The organism is Xanthomonas sp. NCPPB 3570, assembly GCF_056725115.1.
Genome location: NZ_CM161513.1, coordinates 4,608,769 through 4,628,336 on the forward strand (window position 1 = coordinate 4,608,769; position 19,568 = coordinate 4,628,336).

The following is a 19,568-nucleotide window of genomic DNA, read 5'->3' on the forward strand; positions in this document are numbered from 1 at the left end:
TATGGAGGACGCTGCCAGTGCTGCCGGCAAGGGCCGGACGGAGGATGGACGACAGAACCACCCAGACGATCGCGAGCGCCCAGTGTGGGAGGGACTTCAGTCCCGACTGCATGCGACCAGCAAACACACGCGCTTCGGATGTCGCAACAGAACGCGTCATTTGTCTGTCGGCGCGGCTTCTGGCGCGACAGGCCTTCCTGGGAATGCTTGTCGCGGCTGAAGCCGCTCCTACGACGAACCGCCGCTTGTGCTCAACCCGCCTCGCGCAAGCGCGCCAGCGCCGCCAGCACCGTCTCGGCCGGCGCCTCCAGCGTCACCGGCGCGGCCTGCAGCGCGTCCGCCTGCGCGGCCTGCTTGAGCGCGGCGATGGTCTGCCCGGCATCGCGCGGCGAGGCGAAACCGCCGCTCTGCAACAGCAGCACGCCCTCGCCATCGAGCAGCTTGAAGTAGAACTGGCCGTCGGCCTCGCGGTACTGCTTGAAGCTCGGCAGCGCCTGCTTGGCGGTCGTCGCTGCGGTGGCGCCGCCGGCCTGCGCCGACAGGTCGCGCAAGCCCACCGCATGCCGCAGCTCGGCGAGGAACGGGATCGCATAGCGCTCGCGCAGACGCTGCGCGTTGTCGCGCAGAATCGCCTCGATGTCCTGCGGGCGCGCCATCAGCGCCTCGTAGCGCACGCGCATCGGTGCGATCTCGGCATCGATGCGCTCGAACAGCTGCTGCTTGGCCTCGCCCCAGCCGATGCCGGCGGCGAATGCCTGCGCGAACGCGGCGGTCTCCTCGGCGCTGGCGAAGGCCTGGTACAACTGGAACAGCGCCGAGCCCTCGGTGTCCTTCGGCTCGCCGGGCGCGCGCGAATCGGTGACGATGGCGAACACCCGCTTCTTCAGCTCCTCGCGCGGGGCGAACAGCGGAATGGTGTTGTCGTAGCTCTTGCTCATCTTGCGCCCGTCCAGCCCGGGCAGCGTCGCCACCTGCTCGTCGATCAGCGCGTCGGGCAGCACGAAGTGCTCGCGGCCGTAGACGTGGTTGAAGCGCTGCGCGAAATCGCGCGCCATCTCGATGTGCTGGATCTGGTCGCGGCCCACCGGCACCTGCTGCGCCTTGAACAGCAGGATGTCGGCGGCCATCAGCACCGGATACATGAACAAGCCGGCGGTGACCCCGGCATCGTCGTCCTCGCCGTCGGCGCGGTTCTTGTCCACCGCCGCCTTGTAGGCGTGCGCGCGGTTGAGGATGCCCTTGCCGGCGACGCAGGTCAGGAACCAGGTCAGCTCGTTGGTCTCCGGCACGTCCGACTGACGGTAGAACCACACCTGCGCCGGATCCAGGCCTGCGGCCAGCCAGGTCGCCGCGATCTCCAGGGTCGAGCGCTGGGTCCGCGCCGGGTCCTGCGCCTTGATCAGGCTGTGCAGGTCGGCCAGGAAGAAGAAACTCTCGATGCCGGGACGCCGGCTGGCCTGCAGCGCGGGGCGGATGGCGCCGACGTAGTTGCCCAGGTGCGGCGTGCCGGAGGTGGTGATGCCGGTGAGAACGCGGGTGCTCATGCGAAATGGACGGTCCGGAGAAAACCCGGCGAGTTTACCCGCTGCGCGACAACCCCGTTCCGGCGCGTGGGGCGTTCAATCCGGCGTCCCCAGCCTGGAGTCGCCGCGATGCATGCTCTTGCTCCGTCCCTGCCCCGTCGTTCCCTCGCCGTGCTCGCCTTCGCCGTGCTGTGCATCGGCGGGCTGTGCGGCTTCCGTCCCTGGCCCGCGCCACCTGCCTCGGCGCCGGCGGTGCAGTTGCAGGTGGTCGATCGCGATGCCGGCGACGCGCCGCTGCCCGCGCATGCCTGGCGCGGCGAGCGCTGGATCGCCGCCACGCCCGGCCACCGCTACGCGCTGCGCCTGACCAACCTGACCGGCGCGCGGGTGCTGGTGGTGCTGTCGGTGGACGGGGTCAATGCGGTCAGTGGCCAGACCGCGGCCAGCGACCAGCGCGGCTATGTGCTGGCGCCATGGCAACAAACCGAGATCGCCGGTTGGCGCAAATCGTCCGAGGACGTGGCGCAGTTCGTGTTCACCGACCTGCAGGACAGCTATGCGGCACGCACCGGACGCCCGCGCAATGTCGGCGTGATCGGGATGGCGGTGTTCGACGAAGCGCGCGCATGGCCCGATGATGCCGTGCGCGACGCGGACATCGACGCAAAGCGGGCAGCCGAGACGCCAGCGCGCGCAAGCGCAACGCCTGCACCGGCAGCGGCCGCCGACCTCCCGCAACCCAGTGCCGACGCACCGCTCGCGGCGGCGCCGTCGGCCGACGCACGGGCGTATGCACGCGAGGGCAACGCCGCCGAACGCGTGCAACAACGTCTGGGCACCGGCCACGGCGCACGCGAATGGTCGCCCTCGCGCGTCACCGAGTTCCAGCGCGCCAGCGACGTGCCGATGCAGCGGACCACGTTGCGCTACGACAGCCGCGCGCGGCTGATCGCACGCGGCGTGCTGCCGCGCGCCCTGCCACCGCCGCGCGTGGCGATCGCGCCGGATGCGTTTCCTGGCGACTACGTACCGGATCCGCCGGCGCGCTGATCGGCAGGGACACAAAAAGACACGGGCCGCGATGCGGCCCGTGTCGACGACGCTGCGGCGATGTGCGCCTCAGTCGTGGTATTCCTTGCCCAGGCTGTCGCGGAAGGCATGCACTTCCTTTTCGGCGCGATCGCGCGCCCAGCCGTAGCGCTCCTGCAGCTTGCCGGCCAGATACTGGGTATTGCCCTCGGCGACGTCGAAATCGTCGTCGGTCAAGTCGCCCCACTGCGCCTTGATCTTGCCCTTGAGCTGGGTCCACTTGCCGGCAATGATGTCTTTGTTCATGGCATCTCTCGTGATGTGTAAGCGGCGCCTTACGCCGCCCGCGCAGCATCGCGCAGCCTGTGTCGCGGATCGATCAATGCAGCGTCAGCGATGCATGAGCATCGTGAACCGTTGTGCATCGCAGGCAACCGCGCAAAAAAAAACGGGCCGGCAAGCCGACCCGTTTTTGCAGCTGAGACGAGGCTCAGTTCTTGGCGGCGTCTTCGACCTTCTCGCCCGCCTTCTGCACGTCCTTGCCGGCACCGGCAACGGTGTTGCAGCCGGACAGCAGGCCCACCGAGAACATCGCCAGCAGCATCCACGCAAACGTACGCTTCATAGGTTTCACTCCTTTACTTGGTCATGGGACGCGGCACGCAGGCCGCGCGAAACTCAGCACTTGCCAGCGCTGCAATCCTGCGCCTTGTCTTCCACCTTCTCGCCCGCCTTCTGCATGTCCTTGCCGGCGCCGGCGACGGTGTTGCAGCCGGTCAGCACGCCAGCGCAGAACAGGGTCAGCATCAACAGGGTGGTCAGTCGCTTCATCGTGTCGTCCTCGGCAATCGCAGGTGGTCGGGGTGGGCGGCGATAGGCGTCGCCGCGCTACCGTCTGGCGGTGAATCTGCCGTCACGACTGTGGATTTCACGTGAATGAACCGGCGACCCATTCAGGCTGAGGCCGCACCGCTCAGTCGCGCATCAGCGTCGATTTGCCGAACAGGCTCTCCACCAGGTCCACCGCCAGTTCCGCGGTCAGGTTGCGGTGGTCCAGCACCGGATTCAGTTCCACGATGTCCAGCGAGGCCATGCGCCCGCTGTCGGCGATCATTTCCATCACCAGCTGCGCCTCGCGATAGTTGGGGCCGCCCGGCACGGTGGTGCCGACGCCCGGGGCGATGCTGGGGTCGAGGAAATCCACGTCGAAACTGACGTGCAGGTGGGTGTCGGCGTCGAGCCCGTCCAGCGCCGCCTCCATGGTCCGTTTCATGCCCATCTCGTCGATGTAGCGCATGTCGTACACGTCGACGCGGTGCTGCTTGATCAGCCGCTTCTCCTCGGGATCGACCGAGCGGATGCCGATCTGCCGCACCTGCTCCGGCCGCAGCGCCGGCGCACTGCCGCCGAGTTCGATGAGCGCCTGCGGGCCAAGCCCGCACAGGCAAGCCACCGGCATGCCGTGCACATTGCCCGACGGGGTGACCTCGCTGGTGTTGAAGTCCGAATGCGCGTCCAGCCACAGCACGCGCAGCTTACGGCCCTGCTCGCGGCAATGCCGCGCCACCGCGGTGATCGAGCCGATGCCCAGGCAATGATCGCCGCCAAGCACGATCGGCATGCGGCCATCGCGCAGTTCCGCATAGCTGGCCTCCATCAGCGCGCGGTTCCAGGCCACCACCTCATCCAGATGGCGGTAACCGTCGACCGGCGCCTGCCACGGATTGCGCGGACCATCGATGTTGCCGACGTCGCGCACTTCCACGCCGCGATTGGCCAGCGCCTCGTGCAGGCCGGCGATGCGCAGCGCCTCCGGCCCCATCCGCGCACCGCGATGGCCGGCCCCGATATCGGTGGGAACGCCGATCAGGGACACCGGCAGAAAAGACGACTTCATGCGCATACGCTCCAGCCAAAAAAGTGGCCCAGTCTAGCGGGACCGGCATGGCACGACCCGCCGCGGCGCAGCAGGCGGAGGCGTGCGGTTGGACGTCGATGGCAGTGCCTGACTAAGCTGCTCCGCCGTTTCTGGAGATCGCCTTGGAAAAGCCCTTGATCGTGACCCTGGAAGCCGCATTCGCCGGGTTGACGTTCCTTCCCTGGTTCGCGTGGGCGCACAACAGCCTCAACCCCAGGCTGATCCTGCATGCGGACCACGTGGAATATCGGGCTCTGCGTACGCGCACCTGCCCGTACCGCGAGATCGCCAACGTGGACTATCGAACAGCGTGGGGAACCGAGAACATCGTGCTGGAATTCCACGGCGCGAAGACGACCTTCATCGCCAATACCGGCCTGCTGCGGCGGACAAGGGAGGCCATCGCGATGTTGAAGCAGCAGGGTTGTCCGCTTTCCATGCGCGCGCAGACCATGCTGATGTCGCAAAGCGCCGCGGTTTCGCAGCAGTAGGACACAGCGCGACTGCACAGCGCTGCAGACGCGTTTGGTGGCGGGCAGTTGCAGTGTGGTCGCGCCGCGCGTCCATGCCATCCACCGCAGCGTCTACACAGCGCGGGATCGCTCGCTGCTCGGAGAAATGTTCGGGAGGACACGCAACGGAGGGCAAAAGCCGCTGTTCCAGCGGATTGATGACCCGCCGCGGATCTCCGCGATGCAGAGAGAAGAGGGATGGTGCCGCTTATCCGAATCGAACGGATGACCTACTGTTTACAAGACAGTTGCTCTACCGACTGAGCTAAAGCGGCAAGACGAAAGACGCCCATGAGCGGGGCCGGGGCAGTCTACCTGCTGGCGCGGGCCGCGGCACGTCCGACGGCGCGGCGCCGAACACCGGCAGGCGCGGCATTCTAGCGCAGCGCGGCGCAGTCCACGCTGCGCTGGCGCGCGGCGCCGAGTTGGCGGCGCAAGGCCGCGGCCTGCGCCGCGGAGTCGGCGCGCAGGTCCAGCCACCAGCGCGACTGGCCGTTGCCGCCGCTGGGGATCAGGTCGGCGTTGAAGCCGGCACGGGCCAGTTCCGCGCGGCGGCGCTCGGCGCCTTCGCGGCTGCGGTACTGGCCCAGGGCGATGGCATTACCGGTCTCGCCCTGGCGCAACGGGTAATAGTCGCGGATGCCGGCAGCGACGATGCGCTCGGTGGCCTGCCTGAGGCCGTCCTCGCCGCCGATCGTCGGCAGGATCACGCGGAAGCTGGTGGCATCGCTGTCGGCCGCCTCGCGCAGGCGCGGACGCGGCGCGCCCGGGGCCAGCGCGGCGACGGCCGCCTGGGCGGCATCGCGATCCGGGTACGGCCCCACGCTCAGGCACACCGCTGCGTCGGCGGTGGACTTCGCCGCAGGCTCGACCTCGCTCTGGGTCGGAGCGGGCGTAGGGGCGGCCGCGGGCGGCGTGGGTGCGGCGGCCTGTGCGGCGGTCGTGGGAGCCGCCGGTGCGTCAGCCTGCGCCGGAACCGATCCGGCCCCATCCGCGGCGACGGCGGTGTCGGCCTGCACAGCGTTCTGCGCATCGGCTGGCGCGGCGACAGGCGCGACGGCCGGCGGAGTGGGCGCAGCGGCCGGTGCCGGCGTCTCGTTGACCAGTTGCAGCGTCGCCACCCCGGCAGGCACGGCCGGCATCGGCACCGACGGCGGGGTCGGCGGCTGCATCGCCCACCACACTGCGACGCCGAGGTTGAGGATGGTCAGGACGACGAGCAGGGCGCGAACGAGCATGGCCGGATTCTAGAGCGTGCGATGCAGCTTGGGAGAGACAGTGAGGTCCGGGTGGCAGATGGCTGCCTCGGCGCAACCTCCGCCGCCGCCACGCCGCACTGCATCGCGGCCGCCAGCGCTGGCCTGCTCAGGCGGCACCGGCCGCTGCATGCGCCTGCGCCCACAACGCCAGCCCGTCCAGGACCAGCGCCGGGCGCTGCTCGGCTGGCGGCAACGCATGCAACAGCGGTGGCACGCCGCCGCCATGCAGCAACAGCCGCGGCCGTCGCCCCAGCACGGCCTCGCCCTGCTGCAGGCTGCGTTCGATCAGCGCGACCGCGGCGCCGTCGCAGCCGGAGGCCAGGGCGTCGGCGGTGTCGGCGGCGAACTCGTGGTAATCGCCGCCCTCGGCCGGCAACTGCGCTGCCTTCTGCTGCAGGGCCTGGCGCATCACCGTGGGCGAGGGCGCGATGCGGCCGCCGTGATGCAGACCGTCGCGATCGAGCAGGTCCACCGTCAGCGCCGTGCCCACCCCCACCACCAGCACGTCGCCGCCGCCATGCGCGGCGAGCAGGGCCAGGAACCGGTCCACGCCGAACGCCTGCGGCCGCGCATAGGCGATGCGGACCCCGGCGCAGACGGCCTCGGTCCGCGCCACCTGCACCTGCGCGAAGCGACTGCGCAGTGTCTCCAGCACGGTTGCGGTCAGGGCCGGCGCGGCGACGCTGGCGACATAGGCGATGTCGCCCTGCGGCAGGGCCGCCACCGCCGCCGCGTCCATGGCTTCGGCCCCATGCGGCCAGGCCTGCACCGTGCCCGCCTGACCGCTCTGCAGCGCGGCGAACTTGAAGCGCGAGTTGCCCAGGTCGAACAGCCAGTCGCTCATGCCGCCCTCACGCTGACATCGCCCGCATGCACCGGCAGCTCGCCGTCGGCGAAGGCCACGCGCAGCGCGCCATCCTCGGCCAGCCCCAGCGCCACGCCTTCGCGCACCTGGCCGCCATCGTCGATGCGCACCGCACGTCCGGCCAGCAGATCCAGCGCGGCGTAGCGCGGCAGGAACGGCGCCAGGCCTTCGGCGTCGAACAACGCCAGCGCCGGCAGCAACTGCGACAGCACCGTCGCGGCGATCGCATTGCGCGACACGGTGCCACCGGCGAGCCGGGTCAGGTCGGTCCAGGGCTGGTCGATGTCCGCGGCAGTGGCCGCCGGCATCGCCACGTTCAAGCCCAGGCCGATCACTGCCCGCGCCGGCCCGGCGAACTCGCCGCCGCCTTCCACCAGCAGGCCGCCCAGCTTGCGCCCGTCGGCCAGCAGGTCGTTCGGCCACTTCAGCCCGACCGTGGCGAATCCGGCCGAACGCAGGGCTTCGGCCACGGCCACGCCGGCCGCCAGGCTCAGGCCGCCCAGTCGGCCCAGCCCGCCCTGGAAGCTGCGCGCCACCGACAGGTACAGATGCGCGGCCAGCGGCGAGGCCCAGACCCGGCCACGGCGGCCGCGCCCGCCGGTCTGGCGCTCGGCCAGCAGCACCGCGCTGCCCTGCGCCGGCGCCGGCCGCTGCAGCAGCGTCGTGTTGCTGGAGACCAGGCTCCAGGCGATCTCCAGGCCGGCCAGTTCGGTGCGCGCCGGCGCAGTCAGCCCAGCCCGGATCGCTGCGGCGTCGAGCAGTTCCAGCGGCCGCGCCAGCCCATAGCCCTCGCCGGCCCGGCCCTCGATCTCCACCCCGGCCGCGCGCAGCGCCTGAATGCGCTTCCACACCGCCGCCCGGGTCAGCCCGCAGGCGCGCGCCAGGGCATCGCCGGACAGGGGGCCCTTGCTGAGCCTGGCCAACAGTTCGCGCTCGTCCAACGCCGGTTCCATCGCCTCGTTTCGCCCCCGGGCGCGCCGTTGCGCGACCTCGTAAACCGAAAAGTATGCGGCAACGCCCCCCGGGCGCCCAGGGCCGGCGCCCTGCAGCGGGTGAAAACCGCGTTAGAATCGGGATTCACCGCCGCTCGCCCTGGATGCCGACGATGCGCCGTTCCCTGCCCTGCCTGCTCCTGTTGCTGCTGCCCCTCGCTGCCGCCCACGCGTCGAATGTGCTGGCGGAGAAGCCGCACACCGACTGCACCTACGGCGACGCGGCCGATGCCGACAACACCCCGACGCGCCCACCCGCGACGCTGCATGCGCCGTCCTCCACCAAGCCGGCCTCGACCACCACGGGCGGCGGCAGCGACAGCGACCTGGTGCCGCGCATGCGCATGCCGAAGTGGCACAGCTTCCTGCCGGGGATGTTCCGCTGATCCCACGCTGGCTGCGCGGGCTGTGGTCCAAGCCTGCTGCCATCGATGACGCCACCTGGCAGGCCGTGCGCCGCGACTGCGCCTGGGTTGCCGCCCTGGATGCGCCGCGCGAACAGCGCCTGCGGGCGCTGGCCAGCGAATTCCTGCACCGCAAGACCATCTCGCCGCTGGGCGGTCTGCAGCTGGACGCCCGCCAGTGCGGCCTGCTTGCCGCATTGTGCTGCCTGCCGCTGCTGGAGTACGGCGTCGACGGCATGCGCGGCTGGTCGCAGCTGCTGGTCTACCCGGACGCATTCCGCGTGCAGCGCAGCCATGTCGATGCGGCGGGCGTCCTGCACGAGTGGGAAGACGAACTGATCGGCGAATCCTGGGACAGCGGCCCGTTGATCCTGTCCTGGGCCGACGTGCAGGCCGACCTGGACGATCCGCGTGCCGGCTACTGCGTGGCGGTGCACGAGATGGCGCACAAGCTCGACGTGCTCGACGGCGTCCTGGACGGCACGCCGCTGCTGCCGCGCGCCTGGCAGCGGCAATGGGCCGACGATTTCCAGCGCAGCTACGACGCCTTCTGCGCGCGCGTGGACCGCGGCCGCGCCAGCGAGATCGACGCCTACGCCACCGAAGCGCCGGAAGAGTTCTTCGCGGTGGTCAGCGAATATCACTTTTCCGCGCCAGAGCGGCTGCAACGCGAGATGCCGGAAGTGGCGGCGCATCTGGCGCGGTTCTATGGGCCGTCGCCATTCGCTGTGGACTGAGCGGCCATCGCGCCTTGAGGCATCGCGTCAAGACGTCGCTGTGCTGAACGTGACAAAGCATGCGTTACGGGGAGTCGAGCGCATAACGCGTCGGGACTGAAGTCCCTCCCACAGTGCACCCGTCGCGGCTGAAGCCGCTCCTACAGGACATTTTCGAATCCCTTGGTCGCGAAGAACGCCTCACACCAACTTCAGATCCCGCGCATGCGCCTGCGGAAACACCTTCTGCAGTTGCGTCGGCGACAGGCCCCACATGCGGCCGAGCAGGCCGGCGAACATGTCGCGGTAGTTGGTCAGCACCGGGTAGTCGCGGTCCTGGAACAGCTTGTCCTTGCTCACCGCCACCTGCTCGCCGGCGATGCGTCCGCCGTTGACCCCGCCGCCCAGCACCCAGTACGTGGTGCCGTGGCCGTGATCGGTGCCCTTGTCGCCATTCTCGCGGAAGGTGCGGCCGAACTCGGACAGCACCACCACCACCGTATTGCGCCACTCCGGCCCCAGCGCCTCGGCATAGGCCGACAGCCCCTCGGACAGGTTGGCCAGGTTGTTGGCCAACGCGCCGTCGGTGCTGCCCTGGTTGACATGGGTGTCCCAGCCGCCGACATCGACGAAGCCGAGCCGGTAGCGCTCGCGCATCAGCGTGGCGATGCGGCGGGTCTCGTCGGCGAAGGTGCGCGCGCTGGCGGCGCCGCGGTTGGCCTGCTGCATCTCGTCGCGCAAGGCCTGCGAGACCTGCTGGCGCAGGGCCAGGCCATCGTGCGCGGCGCTGGCCAGCTGCGTGCCGTGGTACATGCCGGCGAGGATGTCGGCCTGACGCTGGTCGAAGGCCGGGGTCGGATTGCGCTTGAGCGAGAGATTGGGAATGTCGCCGCCGCCCTGGAAGCTCAGCGGCAGCGAATCGGTGAAGGCGATCGACGGCGTGCCGGTGGCTACCTGCGACAGCCGCGCCAGGAAGCCGGTGCGGTAGTCGCTGCGCTGCCCGGCCGGCTGTCCGGCCTCGATGCTGTCCTGGGTCTCGAAGTGGCTGCGCGACAGGTCGTCGGTGCCGGCGAAGGGCACGAACGCCAGCTGCTTGTCGTTCCACAACGGCATCAGCGTGTCGCGCAGCCGCGGGTTCAGGCCCCACTGGCTATCCAGCGCAATGGCGCTGTTGGGATTGGCCGGATCCGGCCTGGCGATCGCCAGGCTCGGCCGCGAGGCGTAGTAGAAATCGCTGGCGTACGGCACCAGCAGGTTGTTGCAGTCGTAGCCGCCGCGCAGGAACACCACCAACAGGCGCGGCGACGGCGCCGGTGCGGCGAACAGGCGCCCGGCGAACGGCAGGCTGGCCGCAGCGGCGGCGGACGCGAGCAGGAAGCGGCGACGGTGCATGACGGAACTCCGGGCGGCGAAGGCCGCAGTCAGCGGTAATTGAAGTCGGGGGACGCCAGCAGGTAGCCGTTCCACTCCTGCTGCGAGCGCGCCTGCGCCAGCGCCTGGCGCGTGGCATCGCTCAGTTGCGGCTCGATCGCGTGGTAGTACAGCGGGGTGCTCAGTTGCGGGAAACCACCGCGCTGCTGTCCGTCGACGGTGAACAGCTGGGTGTTGCCGTTGCCGATCGCGCGCGCGATCTCGAAGCGCTGCGCCATCTGCCCGGAGCTGTTCCAGGCACTGGACTGCAGCGACCAGCCATCGGGCGTGATCCGTCCGAAACTCGGCTCGCCCATCTGGTTCAACCAACCCAGCAGCGGCTGCGGATTGACGATGGTCTGGCCGTCGTAGGCCAGGCGCAGCGCCGAGACCAGGAACCGATAGGGGTCCTTGAACTTGTGCGGCGCGCCGGCGGCCATCTCCGGCGCGGTGAACATCACCTGCAGCACCGCGGCGATATCGCCATCGCTGCGCTGGAAGGTGCGCGCCATCTTCTCCACCAGCGCCGGCGGCGGATCGTCGGCGACGAAGTACTCGGCCAACTGCCGCGAGATGAAGTGCGCGCATGCCGGCTGGCGCACGATCAGTTGCACCGCGCGCTCGACCTCGTCGAAGCCGCCGCCGGCAATGCGCTGGCCGAGCAAGGTCTTGTCGCCGGGTTCGTGCCGCGCCGGATTGAATTCGAACGCGCCGCGGCGCACATACTGCGCCTGCAGCGCCGGCGGCAGCTTCGGCGGACCGTCGCGGTCGACCGGCGCGATGCCGACGCCGGTCAGGATCAGCGCCAGTTGCTGCACGTCCTTCTGCGTGTAGCCGGCATCGACGCCGAGGGTATGCAACTCCATCAACTCGCGCGCGTAGTTCTCGTTGACCTTGCCCTTGGCGTTCTGCGCGTTGTCCAGGTACTCCAGCATCGCCGGACTCTCCAGCGTCGCCATCACCAGGTCGGAGAACTTGCCCAGGGCATGCGGACGGATCGCGTTGTCGGCGTAGTCGGCCACGGTCCAGTGCAGGCGGCCCTTGTCGGCGAACACGCTGAAATGATTGAGCCAGAACCACACCATCTGCTCGCGCAGTTGGTCCGGCGCGTAGATCGCACGCAACAGCTGCGCCTGCCGAGCCTGGTTCAACAGCAGATCGCCGCGCTGCTGCGCAGCCTTCTTCGCCGCGACCTTGGCATCGCCGTCGGGCATCGCCTTGATCGCCTGCTGCGCGGCGGCCTGCTGCTTGAGCAGTTCCTGCACCGGCGTGTGCAATGCCGCGTAGCCGTCCAGTTGCGCGCGCACCGGCGCCGGCAGCGCGGCGTCTCCGGCATCGGCCTGCAGTTGCTCGCGCAGGAAGCGCTTGCGGCCGTCGTGCTCGAACTGGGCCACGCTGGCGCTGTCCAGGCCGATGGTCATCGACTGCAGCCAGCGCGCGTCGTCGCGCTTGATCACCTTGTCGGTGGCGGCAATGGCACCGACGGTGAACAGCACCAGCAGCGCCGACAGCAGCAGGCGCTGGGTGTGGCGCAACACACGCCGGCCGCGCACGCGCAGACGCGTTGCTGCAGGACGATGCCGGGGTACGGGCATGCGGGGCTCCTGGACGAAAAGCGGCGTGAAGACCGGCGCAGTATCGCCAGCTGGGCGCCGGTCGCGTTAAGCCACTGTCGGAAACCTCCCGGTCATTTGCACGGGATTCACCTGCTGCTGCGGTGCAGCGCTGCCGCGTGGGTCGACCGGATGTCGGGCCTGTAACACCGTGGGATACGGGTCTCAGCTGGCCGGACCTGTTCCTGCGCCTACAGCCCCGGCGGCAGAGTGACGAGGAAACGCGCCCCGCCCAGTTCCTCGGAGCGGCTCACCTGCAGTTCGCCGCGGTAGCCCTTGACCAGGTCCTGCACGATCGCCAGGCCGATGCCGTGGCCATGCACGCGCTCGTCGCCGCGCACGCCGCGCTGCAGGATGTGCGCCACTTCCTCCGGGGCGATGCCGGGGCCGTCGTCCTCCACGGCGATGATCAGGCCGGCGCGGCGGCTACCGGCGGCCGGCTCCGGGCGCACGCTCAGCAGCACCCGCCGGCGCGCCCACTTGAACGCGTTCTCCAACAGGTTGCCGAGCAGCTCCTGCAGGTCGCCGGGCTCGCCATGGAAGCGCGCGCTCGGCTCGATGTCGAACTCGCACAGCACGCCCTTGGCCGCGTAGACCTTCTCCAGGCCGCGCACGATCTCCTCGGCGTTGGGCTCGATCGGCAACGGTGCGGCGAACAGCTTGTGGCCGCTGGAAGCGGCGCGCGCGAGTTGGTAGGACACCAGGTTGTTCATGCGCCGCAACTGCACGTCCAGTTCTTCGCGCAGCTCCGGCCCCTGCGCGCCGCTGTCGAGCTGGGTGCGCAGCACCGCCAGCGGGGTCTTCAGGCTGTGCGCCAGGTCGGCCAGGGTGTTGCGCTGGCGGTCTAGGTTCTCGCGCTCGCTCTCGATGAAGGCGTTGATGCTGTCGGTCAGCGGCTCCAGTTCGCGCGGGTGGCGATCGCCCATGCGCATCGCTTCGCCGCGCTGCACCTTGGTCAGTTCGTTGATCACCCGGCGCAGCGGGCGCAGGCTCCATTGCAGGATGAAGGCCTGCAACACCAGCAGGATCAGGCCGGCGCCGCCGAGGTTGAACCACACCCGGCCGCGGAACACGCGCAGCTGCGCACCCAGCGCGCGGGTGTCCTCCATGATGTAGATGGTGACCGGGGTTTCCTTGTCGCGGCGCACGTAGGCCAGGCCGATGCCGTAGCGGTAGACCTCGCCCTCGCTGCCGTCGATCTGGGTCATCGGCCAGGGCCCGTCGAAGGTTTCCTGGCGCGGTTCGAGCATGCCGCCGCGCGGCGGCAGCGGGCCCTCGCTGGACATCGAGATCCAGCGCTCGTTGGGCATCACGATTTGCGCGTACAGGCCGCTGCCGGGCCGGTCGAAATGCGGGTCCGGCGGCGGCTTGTCGTTGTTGATGTACAGCGAGCCGTCGCGGGCTACGTCGATGTTGTTGGCGTAGGCGGTGGCGTAGCTCTTCAGGCGCTCGCGCAGGTTGCTCAGCGCGGTGTCGGCGAACGCCTGGTCCAGCGCATAACCTGCCGCGGCCAGGAACGCCAGCAGGCTGAGGCTGGCGGCGAGCAGCTGGCGCGCCTGCAGCGAACGCGGGCGCCAGCGCTTGTACCACCTGGGTCGTGCCGCCACGCGGTCGCTTCCTCGGTGTGCTCGCCGGCGCCTGCGATCAGCCTTCGGTGCGCGGAATCGCGAACCGGTAGCCGCGGCCGCGCACGGTCTCGATCGGCTTCAACTCGCCGTCCGGGTCCAGCTTCTTGCGCAGGCGGCCGATGAAGACTTCCAGCACGTTGGAGTCGCGGTCGAAATCCTGCTGGTAGATGTGCTCGGTCAGGTCGGCCTTGGAGACCAGTTCGCCGGCATGCATCATCAGGTACTCGAGCACCTTGTACTCGTAGCTGGTCAGGTCGACGTTGCTGCCGCTGACGCTGACGGTCTGCGCCGCCAGGTCCAGCGCGACCGGGCCGCATTCCAGCGTGGGCTTGCTCCAGCCGGCGGCGCGGCGCAGCAGCGCATTGACGCGCGCCAGCAGCTCTTCGACGTGGAACGGCTTGACCAGGTAGTCGTCGGCACCCTGCTTGAGGCCTTCCACCTTGTCCTGCCAGCTGGAACGCGCGGTGAGGATCAGCACCGGGAACTTCTTGCCTTCGTCGCGCAGCGCCTTGATCAGCTCCATGCCCGACATCTTCGGCAGGCCGAGATCGATGATGCCCACGTCGAAGGGCACTTCGCGGCCCATGTACAGGCCTTCCTCGCCGTCCTGCGCCGCATCCACCGCAAAGCCTTCGCGCTTCAGGCGAGCGGCCAGGGTCTCTCGCAGCGGAGCTTCGTCTTCGACCAGAAGGATACGCATAACTCTCCCTAGTAACTTACAGGTGGCCGTTGGCCGGGGCGGTGTGTGGAACCTGAACCGAACTATCCGGACTCACGGGTGATCGTCGCGTGGTGGCTCGGGAGGCTCGCCCGACCGCGGCGCCCGCGGCGGTACCGCACGGCCAGGTTGCGGATCGTCCATGTAGCGTACCCGCCCACGGCCGTCCATGTACTTGACGCGGTTGATGTCGCGGCCATCGAACGGCACGCGCTCGGCGCCGAGGATCTGCCCGCCGGTGGAGCGCTGCACCCGACGCACCGCGTCGGACAGCGAGCTGCCGCCATAGTCCCGGTTGCGCCCCGCATCGCGCTCCGGCGGCGCCATCACCCCCGGCATGGGCGGCTGCTGCGCACGGCCATGGCCAGCCGCGACCGACGCCAGCGCGAGCGCGAACACAGCGGCGAAGCGGTAGTGGCGGGAAGCGGAAGAAGTCACGACGGGCATCCTAACGGACTGATCGGAAACGTTCAAAACTTGTGAAGCGCGACACCTCGCGGGAACGATGGCGACCTCGAGAAATCGAGGCAAATTCTTGATTTTTCGGGGTGAATCCGGTCTGAACTTTTCCGGGCGCCACGGGCGACATTCAGTCAAATGAACCTGCCGAAGACCGATGCAAGGGCCGCGCCAGCGCTCTGGAGAGGCCCTCGCCAGGTACTTCAGGGCGTCTCCCTGCAGGCAGAGACTAGTCGGCGGACCCTGAACAGACTCCCTGAACGAGCAGAGGGAAAGTGGGATCCGGGTCCACCACCGAGCAGGCCGCCATGTCGTCGGATGCCTCCGCGCGGAGGCGATGACGGCCCGCCGCCACGCAGCAGCTACGGTCCGAAGACGCTCCCTGGATCGGCTCAGGCCGCCGCGCGCGCCGCCCCGTCGGTGACCGCCAGCGCCCGCTCCAGCAGTGCCCAATCGGCCCCGGGGCGGTGCGCCCCTTCGCTGAGCACCTGGCGGAAGGCACGCCCGCCGGGCTGGCCGTGGAACAGCCCGAGCAGGTGCCGGGTGATGTGCTTGAGCGCCAGACCTTCGGCCAGGCGTGCCTCGACGTAGGGACGCAGCGCGCGTAGCAGTTCCGCGCGCGGGCGCAGCGCGGCGCCGGTCAGGGCCGCGTCCAGCCGGTGCAGGACGTAGGGGTCGTGGTAGGCGGCGCGGCCCAGCATCACCCCGTCCACCGCCTGCAATTGCGCCTGCGCCGTCTCCACCGCAGCCAGGCCACCGTTGAGCACCACCTGCAGTTGCGGCCGCTCGCGCTTGAGCCGGTACGCCCAGTCGTAGCGCAGCGGCGGCACTTCGCGGTTCTCCTTCGGCGACAGGCCCTGCAGCCAGGCGTTGCGCGCATGCACCACGAACAGCCCGCAGCCGGCCGCGGCGACCTGGTCGACGAAGGCCAGGAACACCGCGTAGTCGTCGTCCTGATCCACGCCCAGCCGGCACTTCACCGTCACCGGGATGTCCACCGCCGCGACCATCGCTGCCACGCAGTCGGCGACCAGCGCCGGCTCGCGCATCAGGCAGGCACCGAAGCGCCCGGCCTGCACCCGGTCGGACGGACAGCCGCAATTGAGGTTGATCTCGTCGTAGCCCCAGTCCTGGCCGATCCGCGCCGCCTGCGCCAGCAGCGCCGGCTCGCTGCCGCCGAGCTGCAGCGCCAGCGGATGCTCGGCCGCATCGAAATCCAGCAACCGCGCGCGATCGCCCAGCACCACCGCATTGGCGTGCACCATCTCGGTGTACAGCCGCGCCGACGGCGCCAGCAGCCGGTGGAAGACCCGGCAATGGCGGTCGGTCCAGTCCATCATCGGCGCCACGGACAGCCGCAGCGAGGCGGCGTAGCGCGCGGGGAGATCGGCGGCGGGGAGCGGAAGCATCATCGGCACGGCGGACGGGCGCCACCGGCCGTCTGCCGCAGCGCCAGGTCATTGGCTTAGGGATCAATAGCTTACACGTTCGCGACAAACGCTGCCGGGCCGAGCCCGCAAAACACACCTGGCCCTTGACCGCCCGCCGCATCCGGCCTATCGTGCGCTCGCCGAAGGTATTCATCGCTTCATTCGGATGAAGGGATGAATTTAAACGGGAATCCGGTGACGGCCGGCGCCGCAAGCGCCTGCCCATTCCGGAGCTGCCCCGCAGCGGTGAATGGAAACGACCTCCGTCAATGGCACTGGGCCGGCGCATGCCGGCCTGGGAAGCGACGGACAGTAGGTGCGCAGCCAACGTGGTGCGCGTGTCCATCAGCCCGAATACCGGCCCCGGCCGGAGGACCGTGCGTCCTCCGATTCGACCTGGCGCCTCCGCGGGGAGGCGGCCGGACCGCGACCCGGCCTTGCGCCGCGCCGCGCCGTCCGCCTGCCCGCGCGGTACCGGTTCGCCCGCGGGGGCGAAGGTCGCTGGCGTGGCGGGCGGTCCGTGCGAACGGGGCGCGCGGCGCGCGGTTCCTTCGTTCCTCAATGCCCTTGAACGCAATGAGGAAACGCAACATGACGATCGTGACCAACCTGGGCTTCCCGCGCATCGGTGCGCGGCGCGAGCTCAAGCAGGCGCTGGAACGCTACTGGCGCCGCGACATCGACGGCGCGCAACTGCAGGACACCGCACGCGAGCTGCGCCTGCGCCACTGGCAACTGCAACGCGAGGCCGGGGTGGACGTGCCGCCCAGCAACGACTTCAGCCTGTACGACGCGATGCTCGACACCGCGTTCCTGTTCGATGCGATCCCGCAACGCTACCGCGCGCTGGCCGATGCCGATCCGCTGGCTGGCTACTTCGCGATGGCGCGCGGCACCCAGGAACACGGCCTGGACCTGCATGCGCTGGAAATGACCAAGTGGTTCGACACCAACTACCACTACCTGGTGCCGGAGCTGGCGCGGCGCCAGCACTTCCGCCTGCGCGGCGACAAGCCGGTGGTGGAGTTCCTGGAAGCCAAGGCGCAGGGCATCCAGACCCGGCCGGTGCTGATCGGGCCGGTGACCTTCCTGGCGCTGTCCAAGACCGTGGACGGCAGCGACCGCTGGGCGCTGCTGGACAGCCTGCTGCCGGTGTACGCCGAACTGCTGCAACGCCTGCACGCGGCCGGCGCCGGCTGGGTGCAGCTCGACGAACCGGCGCTGGTGCTGGACCTGGACGAGGCCGCACGCGCCGCCTATCGCCGCGCCTATGATGTCCTTGCGCAGGCGCCGCGGCCGAAGCTGCTGCTGACCAGCTACTTCGGCGAGTTGGGCGACAACCTCGACCTGGCGATGGCGTTGCCGGTGGACGGCATCCACGTGGATCTGGTGCGTGGCGTGGCACAACTGGACGCGGTGCTGCAGGCGCTGCCGGCCGGGCGCGTGCTCTCCGCTGGCCTGGTCAACGGCCGCAACGTGTGGCGTACGCCGCTGGACAACGCGCTGACCCTGGCCCGCTACGCCGCCGGCCATGTCGGCCGCGAGCGGCTGTGGCTGGCGCCCTCGTGCTCGCTGCTGCACGTGCCGGTGGATCTGCAGCAGGAGACCAGGCTGGACCGCGAACTGGTCGGCTGGCTGGCCTTCGCCAGGCAGAAGCTGCAGGAACTGCGCACCCTGGCCGATGCGCTGGACGACCAGCCGCAGGCGCAGGCCGCGCTGGACGCGGCGCGCGATGCGCTGGCCAGCCGTCGCGCCTCCACCCGCGTGCACCGCGCTGAGGTGGCGCGGCGGGTGGACGCGCTGACCGACGACGCCGGCCGCCGGCAGTCGCCGTACGCGCAGCGCCGCCAGGCACAGCAGGCGGCGCTGCGGCTGCCGCTGTATCCGACCACCACGATCGGCTCGTTCCCGCAGACCGAGCAGGTGCGGCAGGCGCGCGCGCAGCACAAGGCCGGCAAGCTCGACGATGCCGCGTACGACGCGTTCCTGGCGGCCGAGACCGAACGCTGCGTGCGTGCGCAGGAGCAGCTGGGACTGGACGTGCTGGTGCACGGCGAGTTCGAGCGCAACGACATGGTCGAGTACTTCGGCGAGCAGCTCGACGGCTTCGCCTTCACCCGCCACGGCTGGGTGCAGAGCTACGGCTCGCGTTGCGTCAAGCCGCCGATCATCTACGGCGACGTGCAGCGCCCGGCGCCGATGACGCTGCGCTGGACCCAGTACGCGCAGTCGCTGACCGAGCGGCCGATGAAGGGCATGCTGACCGGGCCGGTGACAGTGCTGCAGTGGTCGTTCGTGCGCGACGACCAGGAGCGCGCGCAGACCTGCCGGCAGATCGCGCTGGCGCTGCGCGACGAGGTGCGCGACCTGGAGGCGGCCGGCATCGGCGTGATCCAGATCGACGAGCCGGCGATCCGCGAAGGCCTGCCGCTGCGGCGTGCCGACTGGCAGGCGTACCTGGACTGGGCGGTGCAGTGCTTCCGCATCGCCGCGGCCGGCGTGCGCGATGCCACGCAGATCCATACTCACATGTGCTACTCGGAGTTCAACGACATCATCGAGGCGGTGGCGGCGATGGACGCGGACGTGATCTCGATCGAGACATCGCGCTCGCGCATGGAACTGCTGGATGCCTTCGTGCGCTTCCGCTACCCGAACGCGATCGGGCCGGGCGTGTACGACATCCACTCGCCACGCGTGCCGAGCACGCAGGAGATGGTGGAGCTGCTGGAGAAGGCGCGCGCGGTGCTGGATCCGCAGCAACTGTGGGTCAATCCGGATTGCGGGCTGAAGACCCGCGGCTGGGCGGAAACCCGCAACGCGCTGCAGGCGATGGTGGCGGCGGCGCAGCAGTTGCGCAGCCAGCACGCGCAGGCGGCGTGACCTGGCGATGCCCGGCGCCAGGTGCGCCGGGCATCGCGATGGCTGCAGCATGTCCGGCATCCCAGTTCGGCGTGCATTGCTGCATTGCGTCTTTGTCCGGCAATGTGCGCTGGCTATAACCACAGGCGAACGCGTGGCGAGGGGGCGCTGCGTCCTCGCCGACGTGCTGCCGGCGGCGCAATGCGTCGCGGCTCCGGCATGCACGTCTG

General features: G+C 69.8%; 19 protein-coding genes, 1 tRNA gene and 1 riboswitch. Of the genes, 5 read left to right on the forward strand and 15 right to left on the reverse strand.

Annotation, left to right across the window (positions count from 1 at the left end; genetic code table 11):
- Positions 1 to 251: 251 nt before the first annotated feature.
- A complete protein-coding gene (locus AC1PLR_RS19905; protein ID WP_481102084.1) occupies positions 252 to 1,544 on the reverse strand; it encodes a tryptophan--tRNA ligase in 1,293 nt (430 codons plus the stop codon).
- Between the two features lie 108 nt (positions 1,545 to 1,652).
- On the opposite strand from AC1PLR_RS19905, the gene AC1PLR_RS19910 reads away from it, so the two are divergent.
- Positions 1,653 to 2,573, forward strand: a complete 921-nt coding sequence (locus tag AC1PLR_RS19910) for a hypothetical protein (RefSeq protein ID WP_481102085.1) — start codon at positions 1,653 to 1,655, stop codon at positions 2,571 to 2,573.
- A 69-nt stretch (positions 2,574 to 2,642) separates the two neighbouring features.
- Here AC1PLR_RS19910 and AC1PLR_RS19915 read toward each other — a convergent pair whose 3' ends face one another.
- From AC1PLR_RS19915 to rocF, 4 genes are all read right to left on the reverse strand, one after another.
- On the reverse strand, positions 2,643 to 2,858 hold the full coding sequence (locus AC1PLR_RS19915; RefSeq protein ID WP_010341025.1) for a CsbD family protein: 216 nt from the start codon (positions 2,856 to 2,858) through the stop codon (positions 2,643 to 2,645).
- A gap of 184 nt (positions 2,859 to 3,042) precedes the next feature.
- Entirely contained in the window at positions 3,043 to 3,177 is a 135-nt protein-coding gene (locus tag AC1PLR_RS19920) for an entericidin A/B family lipoprotein (RefSeq protein WP_010341024.1), read from the reverse strand.
- 53 nt (positions 3,178 to 3,230) lie between these two features.
- Entirely contained in the window at positions 3,231 to 3,383 is a 153-nt protein-coding gene (locus AC1PLR_RS19925; protein ID WP_010341023.1) for an entericidin A/B family lipoprotein, read from the reverse strand.
- 142 nt (positions 3,384 to 3,525) lie between these two features.
- The gene (gene rocF, locus AC1PLR_RS19930) at positions 3,526 to 4,449 is read right to left on the reverse strand and encodes an arginase (protein WP_481102086.1); all 924 of its coding nucleotides are present in this window, start codon (positions 4,447 to 4,449) and stop codon (positions 3,526 to 3,528) included.
- A 143-nt stretch (positions 4,450 to 4,592) separates the two neighbouring features.
- Between rocF and AC1PLR_RS19935 the strand changes: the two genes are divergently transcribed.
- Positions 4,593 to 4,961, forward strand: a complete 369-nt coding sequence (locus tag AC1PLR_RS19935; protein WP_481102087.1) for a hypothetical protein — start codon at positions 4,593 to 4,595, stop codon at positions 4,959 to 4,961.
- Positions 4,962 to 5,181: 220 nt separating this feature from the next.
- On the opposite strand, the gene AC1PLR_RS19940 is transcribed toward AC1PLR_RS19935, so the two are convergent.
- The 4 genes from AC1PLR_RS19940 to birA form a co-directional block, all read right to left on the reverse strand.
- A tRNA-Thr gene (locus AC1PLR_RS19940) sits at positions 5,182 to 5,257 on the reverse strand.
- A 102-nt stretch (positions 5,258 to 5,359) separates the two neighbouring features.
- The gene (locus AC1PLR_RS19945) at positions 5,360 to 6,220 is read right to left on the reverse strand and encodes an SPOR domain-containing protein (RefSeq protein WP_481102088.1); all 861 of its coding nucleotides are present in this window, start codon (positions 6,218 to 6,220) and stop codon (positions 5,360 to 5,362) included.
- Between the two features lie 127 nt (positions 6,221 to 6,347).
- The gene (locus AC1PLR_RS19950) at positions 6,348 to 7,085 is read right to left on the reverse strand and encodes a type III pantothenate kinase (RefSeq protein ID WP_481102089.1); all 738 of its coding nucleotides are present in this window, start codon (positions 7,083 to 7,085) and stop codon (positions 6,348 to 6,350) included.
- On the reverse strand, positions 7,082 to 8,047 hold the full coding sequence (gene birA / locus AC1PLR_RS19955; RefSeq protein WP_481103648.1) for a bifunctional biotin--[acetyl-CoA-carboxylase] ligase/biotin operon repressor BirA: 966 nt from the start codon (positions 8,045 to 8,047) through the stop codon (positions 7,082 to 7,084). The genes AC1PLR_RS19950 and birA overlap by 4 nt, the downstream gene beginning before the upstream one ends.
- Before the next feature lie 155 nt (positions 8,048 to 8,202).
- Here birA and AC1PLR_RS19960 point away from each other — a divergent pair, with 155 nt between their 5' ends.
- Together AC1PLR_RS19960 and AC1PLR_RS19965 are read left to right on the forward strand one after the other, a co-directional pair.
- Positions 8,203 to 8,484: a hypothetical protein gene (locus tag AC1PLR_RS19960; RefSeq protein ID WP_029561834.1), complete on the forward strand. Its 282-nt coding sequence runs from the start codon at positions 8,203 to 8,205 to the stop codon at positions 8,482 to 8,484.
- Complete coding sequence (locus AC1PLR_RS19965) at positions 8,451 to 9,239, forward strand: M90 family metallopeptidase (RefSeq protein ID WP_481102090.1); 789 nt, start codon at positions 8,451 to 8,453, stop codon at positions 9,237 to 9,239. Before AC1PLR_RS19960 ends, AC1PLR_RS19965 begins: the two co-directional genes overlap by 34 nt.
- A gap of 180 nt (positions 9,240 to 9,419) precedes the next feature.
- Here the strand turns inward: AC1PLR_RS19965 and AC1PLR_RS19970 are convergent, their stop codons facing one another.
- The 6 genes from AC1PLR_RS19970 to dusA form a co-directional block, all read right to left on the reverse strand.
- Complete coding sequence (locus AC1PLR_RS19970; RefSeq protein ID WP_152181587.1) at positions 9,420 to 10,610, reverse strand: DUF1501 domain-containing protein; 1,191 nt, start codon at positions 10,608 to 10,610, stop codon at positions 9,420 to 9,422.
- Positions 10,611 to 10,639: 29 nt separating this feature from the next.
- Complete coding sequence (locus AC1PLR_RS19975) at positions 10,640 to 12,223, reverse strand: DUF1800 domain-containing protein (protein WP_481102091.1); 1,584 nt, start codon at positions 12,221 to 12,223, stop codon at positions 10,640 to 10,642.
- Between the two features lie 209 nt (positions 12,224 to 12,432).
- On the reverse strand, positions 12,433 to 13,803 hold the full coding sequence (locus tag AC1PLR_RS19980; RefSeq protein WP_193314135.1) for an ATP-binding protein: 1,371 nt from the start codon (positions 13,801 to 13,803) through the stop codon (positions 12,433 to 12,435).
- An 82-nt stretch (positions 13,804 to 13,885) separates the two neighbouring features.
- Positions 13,886 to 14,569 (reverse strand): response regulator transcription factor, encoded by a 684-nt coding sequence (locus AC1PLR_RS19985; protein WP_003469280.1) that lies wholly within the window; start codon positions 14,567 to 14,569, stop codon positions 13,886 to 13,888.
- 72 nt (positions 14,570 to 14,641) lie between these two features.
- Positions 14,642 to 15,025, reverse strand: coding sequence for a PepSY domain-containing protein (locus AC1PLR_RS19990; protein ID WP_481102092.1), 384 nt, complete (start codon positions 15,023 to 15,025; stop codon positions 14,642 to 14,644).
- 413 nt (positions 15,026 to 15,438) lie between these two features.
- Positions 15,439 to 16,458, reverse strand: coding sequence for a tRNA dihydrouridine(20/20a) synthase DusA (dusA, locus tag AC1PLR_RS19995; RefSeq protein WP_481102093.1), 1,020 nt, complete (start codon positions 16,456 to 16,458; stop codon positions 15,439 to 15,441).
- A gap of 144 nt (positions 16,459 to 16,602) precedes the next feature.
- Positions 16,603 to 16,856: riboswitch (cobalamin riboswitch) on the forward strand.
- Between the two features lie 211 nt (positions 16,857 to 17,067).
- On the opposite strand from dusA, the gene metE reads away from it, so the two are divergent.
- A complete protein-coding gene (metE, locus tag AC1PLR_RS20000) occupies positions 17,068 to 19,359 on the forward strand; it encodes a 5-methyltetrahydropteroyltriglutamate--homocysteine S-methyltransferase (RefSeq protein WP_481102094.1) in 2,292 nt (763 codons plus the stop codon).
- Positions 19,360 to 19,568 lie beyond the last annotated feature (209 nt).

Bases quoted from the DNA above. Each gene is read 5' to 3' on its own strand.
- AC1PLR_RS19905 (WP_481102084.1), bottom strand. From the start codon at position 1,544: ATGAGCACCCGCGTTCTCACCGGCATCACCACCTCCGGCACGCCGCAC.
- AC1PLR_RS19910 (WP_481102085.1), top strand. From the start codon at position 1,653: ATGCATGCTCTTGCTCCGTCCCTGCCCCGTCGTTCCCTCGCCGTGCTC.
- AC1PLR_RS19915 (WP_010341025.1), bottom strand. From the start codon at position 2,858: ATGAACAAAGACATCATTGCCGGCAAGTGGACCCAGCTCAAGGGCAAG.
- AC1PLR_RS19920 (WP_010341024.1), bottom strand. From the start codon at position 3,177: ATGAAGCGTACGTTTGCGTGGATGCTGCTGGCGATGTTCTCGGTGGGC.
- AC1PLR_RS19925 (WP_010341023.1), bottom strand. From the start codon at position 3,383: ATGAAGCGACTGACCACCCTGTTGATGCTGACCCTGTTCTGCGCTGGC.
- rocF (WP_481102086.1), bottom strand. From the start codon at position 4,449: ATGAAGTCGTCTTTTCTGCCGGTGTCCCTGATCGGCGTTCCCACCGAT.
- AC1PLR_RS19945 (WP_481102088.1), bottom strand. From the start codon at position 6,220: ATGCTCGTTCGCGCCCTGCTCGTCGTCCTGACCATCCTCAACCTCGGC.
- AC1PLR_RS19950 (WP_481102089.1), bottom strand. From the start codon at position 7,085: ATGAGCGACTGGCTGTTCGACCTGGGCAACTCGCGCTTCAAGTTCGCC.
- AC1PLR_RS19960 (WP_029561834.1), top strand. From the start codon at position 8,203: ATGCCGACGATGCGCCGTTCCCTGCCCTGCCTGCTCCTGTTGCTGCTG.
- AC1PLR_RS19970 (WP_152181587.1), bottom strand. From the start codon at position 10,610: ATGCACCGTCGCCGCTTCCTGCTCGCGTCCGCCGCCGCTGCGGCCAGC.
- AC1PLR_RS19975 (WP_481102091.1), bottom strand. From the start codon at position 12,223: ATGCCCGTACCCCGGCATCGTCCTGCAGCAACGCGTCTGCGCGTGCGC.
- AC1PLR_RS19985 (WP_003469280.1), bottom strand. From the start codon at position 14,569: ATGCGTATCCTTCTGGTCGAAGACGAAGCTCCGCTGCGAGAGACCCTG.
- dusA (WP_481102093.1), bottom strand. From the start codon at position 16,458: ATGATGCTTCCGCTCCCCGCCGCCGATCTCCCCGCGCGCTACGCCGCC.
- metE (WP_481102094.1), top strand. From the start codon at position 17,068: ATGACGATCGTGACCAACCTGGGCTTCCCGCGCATCGGTGCGCGGCGC.